Here is a 16,626-nt window from a genome sequence, read left to right as displayed (position 1 = left end):
AGAGCATTATCTACACAATGGCTTTGATCATATCCATCAGTTGTCTGATGTCTTCTGGACGTGTCTCACCACTTTGCGGATCGACGATCGAGGTATAGACATGTGGCATTACCCGCGCCACACCAGCCTGCAAACAGGTTTGTAAAATTACGCCAAAGTTGTCTAAATCAATACCGCCCGTCGGTTCTATCAGGGTCATGCCGTTACGCGCCGCGCTTTCCGCCAAGGCTTTTAGCTCAGCTAAGCTACGCTCCCCGCCCATTGGGAAAAATTTCGCCGCGTGTGCGCCCATATCCAACATCATATTCACCGCGCTATCGCAGGAAACAATGGCTTTATCTCCTTTGGCACTGCGCTCACCGGTTGAAATTTGTACTTGCCCCATCTTTCCCGTTGGGCTCACTAACGCATTGATATGCGTATGCAACTGCCCAGCCTGAGCCAACGCGCCTGCGGCAAAGCCGCATCCGGTGAAGGTTTGGTTAACATGCGCCGCGCCGGTGGCGGCGGCAATCATCGCGGCTTTATAAAATTGAGCAGGATCGCCTGCCCCCAATCCCACTGAAATCGAAGGCACCTGAAGCTGCCAGCGTTTAACCTCTTCAATCCCCTGCTCCACGCTGTCGAACTGTGCTGACAACACACCAATGACGGCATGTCCTTCAGCGGCGTCATACACCGCTCGCGCATTTTCAATATTTTTGGCTAGCACGTTGATGGCAACGCGTCCTTGGTAAAAATTAATGCTTTGCATAATGCTTTTCCTGTTCGCCTGCGATCTGTGCCAGTCTTTCAACGATCGTGGTTAAATCATGTTGATCTAATGTGCGGGGATCGATACTGAAAACGCCTTGATGCAGGAAGTATCGACGCGTGTAGATAGCAATTTCACCGGTTCGCAGCATCGCCTCAATCTGTCGCGCATCTAACCCCAAAACATCAGAGTAAACGCGTACCTGAACACGCCAAATCTCACGTCCCGCTTCGTCTTGCTCAATCTCGGCGCTAAACCCGCGCAGTGCTGATATCGCCTCGACCGTGGAGGTCAGTTTATCTGGCGTCATATTGGCGATGCCTTCGCCATAAAGCTCCAGCGCTTTCACCAAGCCGACCATGTTTTCTTTGCCGATTTTCATGGCTCGCGCAATTCCGTGATGCTGAGCTTTGCAGCAGCGGATCCATTCACGCCCGCCCGTAATAAATCCCGACGTTGGCGCATTGAAGGCTTTGGCTCCGCTGTAAATAACCATATCGGCACCACCAGCAATGTATTGGCGCAAATCTTCTTCGGCGGCGGCATCAACAATGAGCGGCAGCTGGGACTGTTTGGCGACCGCCACAAAATCTTCAATCGTGAGCATCCCTTTTTGCACGCTGTGGTGAGATTTCACAAACAACAGCGCCGCAGTGCGTTCGCTGACCGCTTTTTCAAGCTGCCAGCGCGCAGCCAAGTTACTCTGTCCCACTTCAACAACGCGTCCGCCGCCCAAACGAATGGCGCTGGTGATCGGCGCGCCATAATCAATATTGTGACCACGTAAGATAAGAATTTCGTTGGCCATGCCAGTGCTGTCCGGCATCATCGCCACGCGGTCTGGCTCACCGCGAGTGATTACCGCCGCCACTGCGATAGCAATCCCCGCCGACGCACAAGAGGTTATGTAGCTATCCTGCGCACCGGTGTGTTCTGATACCAGCTCGCCGGTGCGATCGACCAGAGCATCAATTTCCACAAACGCCCCGGCAGCCTCTGCCGTGGCAGCCATCACTTCGGGAGATACCGCAGAAACACCCAGAATGGTCATTTTTCCGCAGGCGTTAATCACTCGTTTTAGCCCTAGGCGTTGGTAAATATTTTGACTCATTGCAACTCTCCTTACAGCACACCAAGCAGCGAACACACCACGCTAATCACCACCACCGAAAGCAAAATTGTGGTGTAACGCGGGCCTTTTTTGGTGAGATAGAAGTAGATAGAGAACACCGCGGCCAGTGGCAAAAGCCCAGGCGCGATGGAATCTAATATCTGCTGCACAACAATTTCAGAACCTTCAAGCGCGCTGATTTTGAGCGGTGACGTTATCTTGACGTAGCTTGCCGATAGCGCGCCCATCATGATTAGCCCCAGCACGTTGGCACCGTAAATCAGCTCTTTGATTCGCCCACCTTGCAGCAAGGTAATGATGGAATCGCGCCCAAGGGTATAGCCTTTATGTACCAGTCCGTAGCTGACCGCCAGCGTAATACCGGTGTAGAGCACCAGCGGTAAAATCCCGCCGAATGCGCTTCCTTTGGCAGCAAATGGAATGAAGATCGCGATCAGCAAAGGCATCACCGCGGCCCAGATTACCGAGTCACCGATACCTGCCAGCGGCCCCATCAATCCCGTTTTAATCCCGGTGATCGATGCATCAGAAATGGGTTCACCGCGCGTCTTCTGCTCTTCCATGGCAATAGCCACGCCTTGGATCACCGCACCAAACGTTTGTTCAGTGTTGAAGAAGTTCAAATGGCGCTTTAACGCTTCGGCTCTCTCTTCTTTTTCGGGATAGAGCTTTTTGATAATCGGCGTCATCGAGGCGCAGAAAATCAGGCTTTGTAGACGTTCATAGGAGCTGGAAACCTCGGCACCTAGCCAATAAATAAACCATGCTTTGGTAATATCGCCTTTGGTGAGCGCCGAACTCTGGCGAGCACGCTCCACTAATTCGTGCTGCATGATGTCTGGGGTTGATTCACTCATGATGATGCTCCTTCATTCTTTGCCAAACCTTTCACCAAAAATGCTACGCAGGTGCCGAAAATAGCCATCGCCATGATGTCGACTTTGAGATAAAGCACCGCGAAGAAACCACCGATAAACCAAGGCAGCAGACTTTTCTTGCCGATCACCATAATCGTGATGGCAAACCCGAGCGCAGGAAGAATGCCGCCCATAATTTCAAACGAATGCGTTAACCAATGCGGCATCAGGGCGAGGAACTTCTCGACCACGCTCTGGCCGAAATAGTTGGCACCAAATACCACTGGGAAACGTAGTACTAACCCCAGCAGCGCAGGATATAAAAATGCGCAACGCATAATGCCGCCGGTATTGGCTTCTTCGGCGTATTTATCCGCCATGTGTACCCACGCCGCATTCAGCGTACGACGTAGCTGGTCGAGGAACACGCCGATCACACCAAACGGGATCGCCAGCGCAATGGCTAAGTTAGGCTCCATATGAGCCTGAACGGCAATCGGGATCGCGATACAGGCCGCAAGAGCCGGATCGGAAGGCACATTACCGCCCGGCGTTGAGGTAACGCCGAGATACACCAACTGCATGCCAGCCCCAATAATCATTGAGGTTTGCATATCGCCCAAAATCACCCCAACGAACACGGCAATAACAATCGGCTGAACCAGCATGCCTGAAAAGGTGTACCCAAGGCGTAAACGGGCAAACCAGTAATACAGCCCCATACTGATAGCAATAAACAAGGTATCCATAGTGATTTCCTCTGGTCAAAATCCATGGTCAACAATCAAAATTGGCACGCAAAGACAATTAGTATTTTTTTAGAATGTCTTCTAACGACTGCGGCTTATCTTCTGGGATGGTTTGGAAGAACACCTTAATACCGTGATCTTTCAGATCGCCCAAAATGCCCACGTCTTTATCGTCTAGCGTAATGTTTTGGAAAACAGCTTTGCGGCTTGGGCCGCCGCCTAACCCACCGACCTGAATATTCTGCACATCAAAGCCTTGATGCACGGCGTCTTGTACCGCCGTCAGCGATGGGAACAGCACCAGCACTTTCCCTTCGCCCAGCTGATTCTCTTTCCACGCGGCGGCAAAACTGCTGTTGCTATAGCAATCTACTTTGATGCTTGGCGGTGCCGCCATCAGATAGATATTTTTCATAAATGGATCGGCGTCTAACTCGTCGCTGACCACCGCAATGCGGTTTGCTTGAGATTGCCCAACCCACTTAGTGACAACCTGACCATGAATTAAACGACTGTCGATACGACATAAAACGATGCTAGCCATGTGATTTTCCTTTTTCGTTATTCGGTTTTATATTTCGGATTTAATGGGTTACGCGTTGTTCTGAAGGTTATTGATATGCGCCACCACGTCGAGGCAGCTATCACGCCCTGCTTCAACCAGTTCTTCGACGCACTCGGTCAACAATCCGGTTTCGCGCAGCTCTAAAGCCTGTAGCAGCAGCGACGCATTAAGGCCGCAAATCACGCCGATGGGATAATCCACGCTCAGCCGAGCCGCTACGTTTGACGTGGTTCCACCGATAAAATCAGTCAGGATTAGCGACCCTTTCGGCATGGCGATCACGGCTTGTTCAACGCGTTGGAAAAACTCGCTAAAGGTATCTACCGGCATTAGCGCAATTTCGGTCACGCCTTGAATATCTCCGGCAACCATTCGCAGACTGGCGCAGAGCTGGCTGCCCCAGCCGCCGTGAGTCAGCAGTAAAATCTGTGGTAGAGAATGTGAAGCGGTGGTAGACAAAATGAGCCTCCTGGCATTCAGTCAAAGAAATAAAAGGTTTCTATGGCTGATATAGCAACGCCCGTGCCAGCATTGTGTCACGGCGCGTTTTTTATCGAGGAGTCGTGCGGAGAAAGCCCGCTGAATGCGGGCTAGCGGTAGAGAAGCTCGTAAATATAAATAAATTCTGCGTCAGATAAACGTATGGCATACGCCTCCTCAATGGGGGCAAATGCCTGTTTGATGACACTCATGGCGGTTGCATCAATATCTTGCTGAGTTTCCAGCGCCATCTGTAACGGTTTGCGGCTAATAACGATACGCTCCACCATGCAACAGCAGTGGATAAGGAAGCGTAGTGTCACCTGTCGGCTCGGTTTGAGGTCTGAGGCCTGACAGATCCGCAGTAAAACGCTTTCCATTTCCTGCAAGATGCGCCGAGGGTTCAGAACCGAAATCTGATTAATGATACTTTCGAGCGTTAGCGCACTGATAAACCGCATTGAACTACGCTCAACTTCCAACCGACGTTCCTGAGTGCTGAGATCGGGGTTCAATAAGCTAAGCAGCAGCTCTGGGCCTTGCTCTGAAAACATCTCTTCCAGCGAGATAAAGGGAATATCCGGCAATCCCGGTTGGAACGTCCCCACAATCCCCACCAGCCGTTCATGGGGAGCCAGAACCTGCTGAATACGGTCTAGGCTTCGAACCTCGTTGTAATCCAGAATTAATAAACGCGTATCCTGCGCCATCAGTTCACCAAAGCTCTCTGACAGTACCTTGTGGATTTTCTCTGCGGTTCCCATACCGGTAATGCAGGAAACCACCAGCACTTTTCCCGCACCGGCTTGTTCGGGCGAACACCAATGACACGGAATTTGTTTCTCCTGCATTAGCGCACTCAGCGCGGCGAAATCGCTAGATTCATAGGTCAGATCCAGACCAATCTCCAGCAGGCTGGTTAGCGTCATGTTTGGCAACAGCAATACTTCAAACTGAAACAGTTTGCTGATGGCGCTGCCAAAATGGACCAGCGAACCGATATCGACCATCAGGATCACACGCCGGTAGCCACGGCTACGGATCAGGTTGGTAAGTACTTCCAAGGTGTCATGCACTGACTGCTCGAACGGCATATCAATAGCGGTCAGCAGTTCACGCTCTAAAACCTGATTCACATACTGCGCCATACTGGTGGCCGTCGTGGCACCGTGGGCAATAAAAATAACCCCAAGCTCAGGGCTATCGTCAATCTCACAGCGGTGTTGGCGACACTCTTTCAGGAACATGCACAGATACACCACTTCGGTCGCAGGACATTGAATATTAAATATTTCGTCGACGCGGCGACATAGCTGCATCGCGTTATCGTACTCGTCTTTGCAGTGATCCAATATCAGGCTTGAAGAGTAAAGCTGAGGAATCAAACCGCGCTGGACATAGCTCAGCAAGGTAAGGAAGTGCTTACGCAGATGGTTAACCATGTTTTCTGGCAGAGTAAACCCAACCACCTGTTCAACGTAGCCAATCAGCAGCGCTAAACGCTGTTCAAGCTGGCCGCTGTAGCCTACCGTCGCGGTGTCACGACTGTACAAACCATATTCAAATATCGAGCGCAGTTTGTTTTTGAGGATAGCCAGCGTTTCCTGCGGCGGCACGTTGCTGTTGCGAAGGTTGACATATTCACGCGTCAGAAAACGGTAAAACAGGTCACTGTCTTCTTGCCCAACGGCGGCGCCCAACGAGGGTTTCAGCGCAGACAGGGTATCTGCACTGATATCCAGCCATTGTTGTTGACCAAATATGCTATCGACCAGTAAGCGTTGATCCGCACTCGGCATCACCGATTGCTCCACCAGCTTTTTATCCAACGTCAACACGTCGTGTTGCTGTCCCATACCCGCTGCCCAGCCCTGAGCACACAAGAACTGGATGTCACTTTTCAATTGGCCGATATTGCCTTCCAACGGTTTTTCTAGCAACCACAGCAGCAGCGCTTTATCTACCCGAATGGTGCGGCTGATTTTTCGACTTTCTTGATGCAGGAATCCAGTAATCAGCTCAATTTGCTCTTCCATTGAACGTTCACGTAAGGCGGGAAGATCGATACTGACCTGTATACGGCGCTGGAAAGTGCGTAGCAACGTGGAATTCACCGGTTCCGTGGTGGCGCAGATTAAGCGCACACTCACCGCTCGCGCCTTATGGCTTGAGCCTAACGCCCGAAATTCACCTTTATCTAATAGGGCAAATAGCTTTTCTTGCCCTTCATAAGGAAGGCGATGAATTTCATCCAACAGCAGATACCCGCCGTCAGCCTGTTCGATGAGCCCAGCTTTATCACTGGTTGCGCCGGTAAAAGCGCCCTGCCGATGACCAAAAAGATGAGAAGAGAGTAGCTCTGGGTTGTGCGCATATTCAGCACAGTTGAAATAGACCATCGGCAGCGCGTTATTAGCGCTTTGCTGACTGGCAAACTGATGCATCAGCTCGGCAAAATAGGTTTTACCCACGCCTGAGGGGCCGGTCAATAAAACATGCAGGCCGCTGGGATAGAGTACCGCCGCCTTCCCTTTTTCCACCGCCAGTTTAAGACTGCGGTCGAAACCAATCAGCGCGGTAAAAGGGTCGCTGGCGATAAGTGGGTCTTCACTTGGCAATAATTCGCTGACAAAACGAACCTCGGTGAGGTGGTCTGGTAAAACATGACCAATCAGCGTTTCTACCACCTCACGGTGTAGAAAATAAACCGGACGGGTTTTTACCTTAATGACCCGTTGCTCACTCCACAGTTGGTTAAGATCTTTGCTGACTGAATTACGCGCGAGGCCAAGATTAAAACCAATACTTTCAGCGGTGAAAGCAACGTCGTTTTGCAAATCGGTCTGGTTCAGACCCAATGTTAAGCGTTCTAATTCCTGGCAAATTCTGTCTATACGTTTCATGCTGAGATCTAACCCGTCTCTTAAGTCGCGATTTTTGAACATAGCATAAACCGCGAAAACTTAATGTGCGGGAACCGGCATCAAGGCGCAGTGGCTATCTCAAGCTGAATTAAATAGCTCAAGGCTTGATCTCGGTGACTGAAACACATATCCGCAGCGGCCTGAAGCCCCCCACACACGGCGGGTCTTAGAGGGGATAAAAAGATTTTACAGCGCATGTCATCATCAAGCTGAACACAGCGCGTATTAGCCGGTTTGCCGTTTGGCATACCGGGGATCGGGCTAGAAATTGAGGGAGCAATACAGCAAGCTCCGCAATCGGAACGGCAGTCCATGGAAATACTCCGGTGGGCTGTCTGAAATGAGCTGCGACAGAGTCAGCGCGCGGGAAAATCCGCTCTTCACTTATACAGGCTTTTCATCTTTTCTGCTGTAAAAGCGCGTAGTAGAAACACCGATAAATCGGCATCAACCGGCCGTTAAACGCGTAACTTTCTGCCCCATCGCGACTTTCTCGCACAAAATCTGGCAAATTCTTTTACCTCGCTCGTCATTACTCTGTTTACTTCTCATTAAACAACACGTACCATTGAGCTAGTACACAAGAATTAGCATGCCGCTAATCAGGAGCACAGCATGACGATGGAGAATACCTTGACTCAAACGATACGCCGCCCGTCAGTCCTTGGGGGCGCGATGATTATTGCCGGAACCGCCGTTGGTGCGGGGATGTTTTCTATTCCGGTCGTCACCGCTGGGGTCTGGTTTACCGGTTCCGTCTTGCTGCTGATTTATACCTGGGCCTGCATGTATATCTCTGGCCTAATGATTTTAGAAGCCAATCTAAATTATCCGGCAGGCGCTAGCTTCCACACCATGGTAGGCGACCTACTGGGCAAGGGCTGGAACTCATTAAATGGGCTTTCCATTACCTTTGTTCTCTACATTCTGACCTATGCCTATATTTCTGCCGGTGGTTCGATTATCACTCACACGCTGGAGCCCTATTTTGGCGTTGGGCAAACCGCCGCAGGCTTGGTATTCGCCATTGTCGTTGCTTTTATTGTCTGGTTATCGACGCGCGCGGTTGATCGCTTAAGCACCATCTTAATTGGCGGCATGGTGATTACCTTCTTGCTTTCGACCGGTGATATGTTTACCCATGTCGATCCCGCAGTGCTGTTTAATACCGGTGAAGACAAGCCGAGTTATTTGCCTTATGCGCTGGCTTCGCTTCCTTATCTGTTAACGTCCTTTGGCTATCACGGTAACGTTCCGGGGCTGGTGAAGTATTACCATAAAGACGCTAAGTCAGTGGTTCGCAGTCTGTTTATCGGTACAATTATCGCGCTGACGATCTATATCTTCTGGCAGTATGTGATCCAAGGGAATATCACCCGTGCGGCGTTCCAGCAGATCATCGCAGAAGGCGGTAACATTGGTAGTTTGTTAAAACAGATGGGTAACGTTGCCAGCAGCAGCATTGTTAACCAACTGCTCAATGCGTTCTCTTATATGGCGTTGGCGAGTTCGTTTCTGGGCGTTTCTCTGGGGCTGTTCGACTTTATCTCTGACTTCTTTAAGTTTGATGATAGCCGTGCAGGCCGAACCAAAGCCGCATTGGTCACCTTTGTGCCGCCAACGATTGGCGCACTGGCATTCCCAGACGGCTTCCTTTATGCCATCGGTTTTGCAGGTTTAGCCGCCACCATTTGGGCAGTTATCGTGCCGGCCATGATGGCACGTGCAAGCCGTAAGCGTTTCCCACAGGCGACCTATCGCGCACCGGGTGGTTCAGCAATGATTCTGTTTATTATCGCCTTTGGTTTGATTAACGCCGTGGCGCATATTCTGTCGCTGATGAACTTGTTACCTATTTATCAATAACTCGTCAAAAACTGTGATGCCGGAGCGCTAGCTCCGGCTTTTTGCGTCAAATTTATCTGCTTTTTTATCTTCCCCTCTTGCCTAGAAAACGCCGCGCGGGTAACGTGTCGCCACACGCTAAAGACTGAATTTGCAAACTCATTAACAAGGTTTTTTTATGCCAAGAGCTAACGAAATTAAACGCGGTATGGCGGTCACTTTAAACGGCAAACTGCTGCTGGTTCGCGATATCGATGTACAAAGCCCAAGCGCTCGTGGCGCGAGCACGCTGTACAAAATGCGTTTCTCAGATATCCGTACCGGTCTGAAAGTTGAAGAACGTTTTAAGGGCGATGACATTCTGGAAGAGATCTCTCTGAGCCGTCGTCAGGTCAACTTCTCGTATATTGACGGTGATGAATACGTCTTTATGGACAACGAAGACTACACGCCATATACCTTCAAAAAAGATCAGATCGAAGAAGAACTGCTGTTTATTCCTGAAGGTGGAATGCCAGGCATTCAGGTATTAACCATGGATGGCCAGGTGTTGGCACTCGAGCTGCCACAGACCGTTGATATGGAAATCGTTGAAACCAGCCCAAGCATCAAAGGCGGTTCTGCCAGCGCACGTACTAAGCCAGCGGTAATGAGCACCGGTCTAACGATTCAGGTTCCTGAATATCTGAGCAGCGGTGAAAAAATTCGCATCCATATTGAAGAACGTCGCTTTATGGGCCGTGCTGACTGATTACGGTTCTGCACAGCAAGCAGCAAAAAGGGACGCGATGGCGTCCCTGTTTTTATCTTCAGCAATACATTACGCGATAATTATTTCATCTCAGGGAACAGCGCACGCTTAAGCGCAAGTTCAACCCCGCGTACTTCCGCCAAACCTTTCAAACGGCCAATCGCAGAATAGCCTGGATTCGTTTTCTTCTTCAGATCGTCTAACATCTGGTGACCATGATCGGGACGCATAGGAATTGGGCGCATATCCCCTGCTTTCTGACGACGTTGCTCTTCGGTCAGAATCGCTTTCACCACGGAATACATATCGACATCGCCCTGCAAATGCGCACCTTCATGGAAGGTTTTCGGATTCTGTTCACGGCAGGTCGAACGTAAGTGCGTGAAATGAATACGATCGCCGAAGGTTTCAATCATCTTAACCAGATCGTTATCGCCACGAACGCCGTATGAACCGGTGCACATGGTGAAGCCGTTGTAGATGCTATCAACGGTTTCTTTCAGCCATTGCATATCTTCAATAGTGGAAACAATGCGTGGCAGGCCCAGAATTGGACGCGGTGGATCATCTGGATGAACCGCCAGCTTCAAGCCGCACGCTTCGGCAACGGGCACGATCTCTTTCAAGAAGTAACCCATGTGCTCGCGCAGCTTAGCCTTATCAATACCGTCATACTCAGCTAAGCGAGCGCGGAATTGATCCAGCGTGTAGCCCTCTTCTGCCCCCGGTAAACCGGCAATAATATTACCGGTTAACTTAGCAATATCGGCTGCGCTCATGGCGTCAAAATAGGCTTTAGCCTGAGCCTGTTCTTCTGTCGTGTAATCCGCTTCTGCATTTGGGCGTTTTAAAATATGCAGTTCAAACGCCGCAAACGCAATTTGGTCGAAGCGCAGCGCTTTAGAACCATCTGGCAATTCGTATTCAAGATCGGTGCGCGTCCAATCCAGAACGGGCATAAAGTTGTAGCAAACGGTATCAATGCCACAGGCCGCGAGATTTTGCAGAGACAGTTTGTAGTTGTCGATGTGCTGTTGATAGTTGCCGGTGTGCGTTTTGATCTCTTCGTGAACCGGAACGCTTTCAACCACGGACCATGTCAGCCCTTTTGCCGCCAAAATAGCCTTACGCTTCTCAATTTCTTCAACTGTCCAAACTTCTCCGTTAGGAATATGGTGCAACGCGGTGACAACACCGGTTGCTCCTGCCTGACGAATATCATCCAAAGAAACCGGATCGTTCGGGCCATACCAACGCCAAGTTTGTTCCATCTGTCTCTACCTTCTGCGGGTGAAAATACGAATTATCATGATTAAGGGAATTATCCTGTGACCGGTTTGGCAGCTATTTCTCGATAATCTCAACAAAATAGTGAGTCAAAAGCTCAAGCTGTTATACCAAATATCACAGATATCATTTAGCTTTTACCTTACTCTTTGCTGGTTTTCTGTCAAAACCCAATCCACTATTGGTTGATCCACTTCACGAATATTTCAGAATTTTGGACTAACCAATTTCATTTTCTGTCATATGACTTTAGACTGCAAGCCACTTTAGCGATCTTAGAAGATGTCAGACCGCCTCAATACTCAGGGCATAAACTCACTTTTATGTCGAAACATCTCACTGCGCCTAGGCGAGATAAAGTGGTCTAACATCTTTTGCTTTACCGTTCTGATGCTGACAGACCTTTGCCCGTCTGCCACGTTCATCTTCTCAATGGAGTTCAGCATGAAAAACCTAGCCAACCATTCTTTGCCAGACGGTGTAAAACAGCCCACTTATGACCGTAGCCTCTTAAAAAGCCGTATCGTTCACCTCGGTTTTGGTGCTTTTCATCGCGCCCATCAGGCATTGCTTACTGACCGAGTGCTGAATCAGCAAGGTGGAGATTGGGGTTATTGCGAAGTTAACCTGTTCGGCGGCGAAAAACTGATTGAACAGCTGCGTGAGCAAAATCATCTGTACACCGTGCTGGAAAAAGGCGCTGAACATAATCAGGCCGTAGTTGTTGGTTCTGTGCACGAGTCGCTGCACTCGGAAATCGACGGCATTCAGGCCGTTATCGAGAAAATGGCGGAGCCACAGGTCGCGATTGTGTCATTGACCGTCACCGAAAAAGGTTACTGCATTGAACCTGGCAGCGGAAAACTGGATCTCAATAACGCCCTGATCCAACGTGATTTAGCGGCTCCGCAGGCGCCAACGTCGGCACCTGGCGTGATTGTTGAGGCCTTGCGTTTACGCCACGAACGCAATCTTGCGCCGTTTACCGTTTTATCTTGCGACAACATCCCAGAAAACGGTCACGTGGTTAAAAATGCAGTTCTCGGGTTAGCCAAAGCACGTGATGAAAATCTGGCCGCATGGATTGAATCCAACGTCACCTTCCCAAGCACCATGGTTGACCGCATTGTGCCGGCGGCCACGGAAGAAACACTGGCTGAGGTCGCACAGGCCGTTGGCGTTGAAGATCCTTGCGGGATTGCCTGCGAACCTTTCATTCAGTGGGTTGTAGAAGATAATTTTGTCGCGGGTCGCCCGCAGTGGGAAACTGCCGGCGCAGAGCTGGTGAGTGACGTTCTGCCCTACGAAGAAATGAAGCTGCGTATGCTGAACGGCAGCCATTCATTCCTCGCGTATCTGGGATATCTGGCTGGCTATCAGCACATAAATGATTGCATGGAAGATCAGGCCTATCGCATCGCGGCACACCGTTTAATGCTGCAAGAACAGGCTCCGACGCTGCGCGTAACCGGCGTTGATTTAGCTCAGTATGCCGACCGTCTGATCGAGCGCTACAGTAATCCATCGCTCAAACATCGCACTTGGCAAATTGCGATGGATGGCACCCAGAAACTGCCTCAGCGTATGCTGGACTCCATTCGCTGGCACCTTGCCCACGATAGCGCTTTCCCATGTTTGGCGCTGGGTGTAGCTGGTTGGATACGTTATGTTGGCGGCGTAGACGATCATCAGCAAAACATTGATATTCGTGATCCGATGGTGGAAACATTAAAGACGGTGGTTGCTGAAAGCCAAGAAGGCGAAGCTCGCGTTCAAGCATTGCTGGGTATCAAAGCGGTATTTGGTGATGAGCTACCAAAACAAACTGCGTTTGTAGAGGCGGTAACGAATGCTTATTTATCTCTAGTGAAAAATGGCGCGGCTCAAACTTGCGCAGCACTGGTTAAATAATTCGCGTCAATTGGCTATCCCGCGCGGGATAGCCAATATCATAAATTTCGTCTTATAACACTTCCGATATATTAAGGCCTTCTATAACAACCATTTATCGCTAAAGACTTTGAGATCTTCCGGGCGTCCGAACAAATACCCCTGCAAAAAATCAATATTATATTGCTTAAGATGCTCCGCCTGCTCCGGCGTTTCCACCCCTTCCGCTACCGTCACCATTTGCAGACGTTTAGCTAAATCAATCACGTTATCTACAATATGCCCTGATAGCGCATCAGACCCAATCATGCGGATAAAACTCTGGTCAATTTTAAGAATATCAATATGAAATTCACGCAGATAAGCCAAGCTTGAGTGACCAGTGCCAAAGTCGTCTAGCGCAATGAACACGCCAAGCTCATGTAACTCATGGAATATGCGGTGTGTCATCTCACTTGGTACAATCAACTGGCGCTCGGTCAGCTCTAATACCATCTGAATTTTGTAGCCTTCAAAAGCGGCAAGAAATTGGCGACAGTCTTCAACCAGACTGAGATCCTTAAAATGGCTCGCGCTAATATTGATTCCGAAATGGAAATTATAGGGAAGACGCTCAGCCAGCGGTGCAAAATAGTCTCTCACCTGCGCCATTAAATCCTGAGTCATTGGTACGATCAGCCCAGACTCTTCAGCTAAAGGAATAAACTGGTTAGGTGCAATCATCCCCATCTGCGGATGACGCCAACGCATCAGCACTTCACATCCGGTAAGATCATTGGTATGACCGCTTACAACGGGCTGAATAAAAGGAATAAACTCATGGTTTCTCAAGCCACTTTTCAGCTCGGATAAAGGAGAATTCACCCGCCCCAGTGTGCGATAGGTGACGAAACCCAACAAGATGGCTAAGAGTGGAAATAAAATAATGCTGCCTGAAGAGTACTCCCAAACGTACTCCCAATGGGTGCTAGTGGGAATTTCGGTCTCAACAGAGTAAGGAAAGCGGGTAGATTTCTGAGTATAGCGGGTGCCGTGAGGTTTGATTTTATCATCAGATACATGGCCTGAGCTGTCCATCCGGCTGGTGCCAACCAATAAGTGAATTTCCGTTGGTATCTGCAATAATTCCAAAACATTCTTTAGATAATATCCATCAATACCCACCAAAACGCTGTGCTCACCGTAGGATTTACGAAATGCAATAAGCGAACGGTTGGGCGTTACCGGATTACCGTTCAGCATCAACAGCATCCCATTGACGTATTTACTGGTGCTAACTCCGGTAGAATATTTCCCCGCCAAGGATGAACAGTAAACATTATCACCCGTAGCCAGATTAACAGTACGGATATCTGGAACAACGGTAACCTGATAACGCAAAGCATCCTGCGTTTCAGGACTACAGCTCTTACCTAAATAATCATGTATTGCATTAGCAGCGGTTTCCGCATTTTGTAGTGTCGCATCAAATTGCGATATAGCTCGCTGCAAGCGCTGCTCAATATCACGCTCCATTCCACGCGAGATCTGCCATGAAATAGTCAATACGGCGATAATAAGAATTAAAATAACGACCAGTAGAGAGACGATAAGTCTTGCTACAGGACGGAAACTCGCGGTGCGGAAAAGTTGTGTCATATATCAGTTACCGGCAATTCACGACGGGTATTATTTTTATTATGTCGAATAACGGCCATAAATAGCTAATCTATTGCGCAATATTAGGAACTTACCGCACAAGCTTAGGCAAAGAACCCCACGGCGAACTGCTACTGCTAGCGTTCAATTAACGTAGTCATTCACTCATAAAAGTATAATCCCTACTCGCTCTGTAACACCGGCGTTGATTCAAATAAAAAACCATCGAAACTAGGATCTTCAGGGTCGGAGATTTCCAACAGCTTAGTTTTTACGTTTTCCAAATGCTGCCACATCGCCTGTTTCGCAGATTTGGCATCGCGGCGTAAAACGGCATGCAGAATTTTTTGGTGATCGTCTAACCAGTTCCAACGATAGCTGAAGTCACTGGTATGCACGTGCAGCCCACTCCACATGGGATTATGTTTTCTCGCCTGCCAAGCGTCGTGAACCATGCTGGCCAACACGCTGTTTTGCGTAGATTGCGCAAGCAGGCAGTGGAAGAGTTCATCAGCGCTTTCATCGATGGTGCCTAATGACAATGACTGACGCTCTTGCTCAATGGCTTTCCGCATCTTCATGATGTCAGCTTTGGTTGCCTGAACGGCTGCAAACGCCGCAATCTCACTTTCCAACAGTTGCCTTGCCTGAAGTAATTCAAAAGGACCATAGGTATTTTCATCAAGATCGGTCACCGCTGCACGTCGCTGACTTTGCGGCAAAGCAACAACATACACACCAGAACCTTTACGAACATCAATCAGCTTTTCCAGTTCGAGCATGATGAGCGCTTCACGAACAACGCTGCGGCTCACGCTAAATTGTTCCGCAATATCACGCTCAGGGGGTAAACGCTCGCCAATTGGATACTCACCTTGCGCGATGAGCTCACGCAGAGTATTGCCCACTTCTTGATACAATCTCATATTGCTACCTTTTATACCGATAACGTGGGTGAATATCGCCTAACCTAACGATTGGCCAGACCAAATCCCCAAATGATAGGAGCACTTGCCTAATTTGGTCTGATTATATCACAGCAGAAAAATGACCTTGGCAGAATACATCAATAACAGGGCCTGGATAACCATAATCCAAACCCCATGTGAACCCACCAACGTCAACAGTATTGAGAAAAGAATTAAGAAAGGAAGCTAATGATAATTAATTGTTAACACACCTACAGTATGTTTGGAATTAATCCAATTTAATTGACTGGTTCCCACTGAAATAGGGAGATCGACGGGAGACGTACCTATTTGGCTAATTGGGCGACTGACCGTTGCAGTTCGGCCACCGTTGTCACAGCGGGTTTTTATACGACGATTATCAACGCCGACGATACAAGCATCTTCGACAATCGAGCCAATAAAACGAATAACGCCTACATTTCCAGCCTGAGCTTCAGGCATCAATCCTGCTAAAAAAGGCAATCCCAAGCCGACAGCGAAAAGCATTGATAACCAAACCTTATTCATGGTCACCTCTTGAATTTTCACACAAATACACGCTAGCCGGTAAATACATCAATCCATGCAAATCCTTTGCCTAGACCGTGTTTTAAAGGTAGCAGCCTGTGAAAAACACAACGGCACCAAAACAGCAAACCTTAAGAAAAAATGTCGTTCAAGCGATATACAGCAGGTAACAATACGATAGAGAAAATTATTAGCGTTTAATAACGCTAAACTGGCAGGTTAAAAGTTGGTAATGGACGCGAATATTTTTGCGCCATTTTCCTTTTCGTTTAACTT

15 protein-coding genes are annotated in these 16,626 nt (G+C 49.0%); 3 read left to right on the top strand and 12 right to left on the bottom strand.

What is annotated here, in order from left to right:
* Positions 1-10 precede the first annotated feature (10 nt).
* The 8 genes from dagF to BN1044_RS14185 form a co-directional block, all read right to left on the bottom strand.
* The gene (gene dagF, locus BN1044_RS14220; RefSeq protein ID WP_072309260.1) at positions 11-754 is read right to left on the bottom strand and encodes a 2-dehydro-3-deoxy-phosphogluconate aldolase; all 744 of its coding nucleotides are present in this window, start codon (positions 752-754) and stop codon (positions 11-13) included.
* A complete protein-coding gene (gene dgaE, locus BN1044_RS14215) occupies positions 741-1,865 on the bottom strand; it encodes a D-glucosaminate-6-phosphate ammonia lyase (RefSeq protein ID WP_072309259.1) in 1,125 nt (374 codons plus the stop codon). Before dgaE ends, dagF begins: the two co-directional genes overlap by 14 nt.
* An 11-nt stretch (positions 1,866-1,876) precedes the next feature.
* Complete coding sequence (locus tag BN1044_RS14210; protein ID WP_025800854.1) at positions 1,877-2,743, bottom strand: PTS system mannose/fructose/sorbose family transporter subunit IID; 867 nt, start codon at positions 2,741-2,743, stop codon at positions 1,877-1,879.
* The gene (locus tag BN1044_RS14205) at positions 2,740-3,492 is read right to left on the bottom strand and encodes a PTS mannose/fructose/sorbose/N-acetylgalactosamine transporter subunit IIC (protein WP_025800853.1); all 753 of its coding nucleotides are present in this window, start codon (positions 3,490-3,492) and stop codon (positions 2,740-2,742) included. Before BN1044_RS14205 ends, BN1044_RS14210 begins: the two co-directional genes overlap by 4 nt.
* A 58-nt stretch (positions 3,493-3,550) precedes the next feature.
* Complete coding sequence (locus BN1044_RS14200) at positions 3,551-4,036, bottom strand: PTS sugar transporter subunit IIB (RefSeq protein WP_046458054.1); 486 nt, start codon at positions 4,034-4,036, stop codon at positions 3,551-3,553.
* Positions 4,037-4,084: 48 nt separating this feature from the next.
* A complete protein-coding gene (locus tag BN1044_RS14195) occupies positions 4,085-4,516 on the bottom strand; it encodes a PTS sugar transporter subunit IIA (protein WP_139130956.1) in 432 nt (143 codons plus the stop codon).
* Between the two features lie 131 nt (positions 4,517-4,647).
* Positions 4,648-7,440, bottom strand: coding sequence for a transcriptional regulator DagR (gene dagR / locus BN1044_RS14190; protein ID WP_072309327.1), 2,793 nt, complete (start codon positions 7,438-7,440; stop codon positions 4,648-4,650).
* Between the two features lie 80 nt (positions 7,441-7,520).
* A complete protein-coding gene (locus BN1044_RS14185; RefSeq protein ID WP_061554160.1) occupies positions 7,521-7,775 on the bottom strand; it encodes a YkgJ family cysteine cluster protein in 255 nt (84 codons plus the stop codon).
* Positions 7,776-8,076: 301 nt separating this feature from the next.
* Between BN1044_RS14185 and mtr the strand changes: the two genes are divergently transcribed.
* On the top strand, positions 8,077-9,327 hold the full coding sequence (gene mtr, locus BN1044_RS14180; RefSeq protein ID WP_072309257.1) for a tryptophan permease: 1,251 nt from the start codon (positions 8,077-8,079) through the stop codon (positions 9,325-9,327).
* 157 nt (positions 9,328-9,484) lie between these two features.
* Positions 9,485-10,057: an elongation factor P-like protein YeiP gene (gene yeiP / locus BN1044_RS14175; RefSeq protein ID WP_004096007.1), complete on the top strand. Its 573-nt coding sequence runs from the start codon at positions 9,485-9,487 to the stop codon at positions 10,055-10,057.
* Positions 10,058-10,137: 80 nt separating this feature from the next.
* Here the strand turns inward: yeiP and uxuA are convergent, their stop codons facing one another.
* The gene (gene uxuA, locus BN1044_RS14170; RefSeq protein WP_072309256.1) at positions 10,138-11,328 is read right to left on the bottom strand and encodes a mannonate dehydratase; all 1,191 of its coding nucleotides are present in this window, start codon (positions 11,326-11,328) and stop codon (positions 10,138-10,140) included.
* 460 nt (positions 11,329-11,788) lie between these two features.
* Here uxuA and BN1044_RS14165 point away from each other — a divergent pair, with 460 nt between their 5' ends.
* Positions 11,789-13,255 carry a mannitol dehydrogenase family protein gene (locus tag BN1044_RS14165; RefSeq protein WP_072309255.1) on the top strand — a complete coding sequence of 489 codons (1,467 nt, stop codon included), beginning with the start codon at positions 11,789-11,791 and terminating at the stop codon, positions 13,253-13,255.
* 81 nt (positions 13,256-13,336) lie between these two features.
* Here BN1044_RS14165 and BN1044_RS14160 read toward each other — a convergent pair whose 3' ends face one another.
* The 3 genes from BN1044_RS14160 to BN1044_RS14150 all read right to left on the bottom strand — a co-directional run bounded on the left by BN1044_RS14160 (position 13,337) and on the right by BN1044_RS14150 (position 16,350).
* Complete coding sequence (locus BN1044_RS14160) at positions 13,337-14,872, bottom strand: EAL domain-containing protein (RefSeq protein WP_072309254.1); 1,536 nt, start codon at positions 14,870-14,872, stop codon at positions 13,337-13,339.
* 182 nt (positions 14,873-15,054) lie between these two features.
* Positions 15,055-15,798, bottom strand: a complete 744-nt coding sequence (locus tag BN1044_RS14155) for a GntR family transcriptional regulator (RefSeq protein ID WP_072309253.1) — start codon at positions 15,796-15,798, stop codon at positions 15,055-15,057.
* A 228-nt stretch (positions 15,799-16,026) separates the two neighbouring features.
* Positions 16,027-16,350 (bottom strand): hypothetical protein, encoded by a 324-nt coding sequence (locus BN1044_RS14150; RefSeq protein ID WP_072309252.1) that lies wholly within the window; start codon positions 16,348-16,350, stop codon positions 16,027-16,029.
* Positions 16,351-16,626: the final 276 nt, after the last annotated feature.

This window comes from Hafnia alvei, assembly GCF_900095695.1.
GTDB classification, from domain to species: domain Bacteria; phylum Pseudomonadota; class Gammaproteobacteria; order Enterobacterales; family Enterobacteriaceae; genus Hafnia; species Hafnia alvei_B.
The sequence above is the reverse complement of the archived record's forward strand: the minus strand, read 5'-3'. Positions and strand labels throughout refer to the sequence as shown.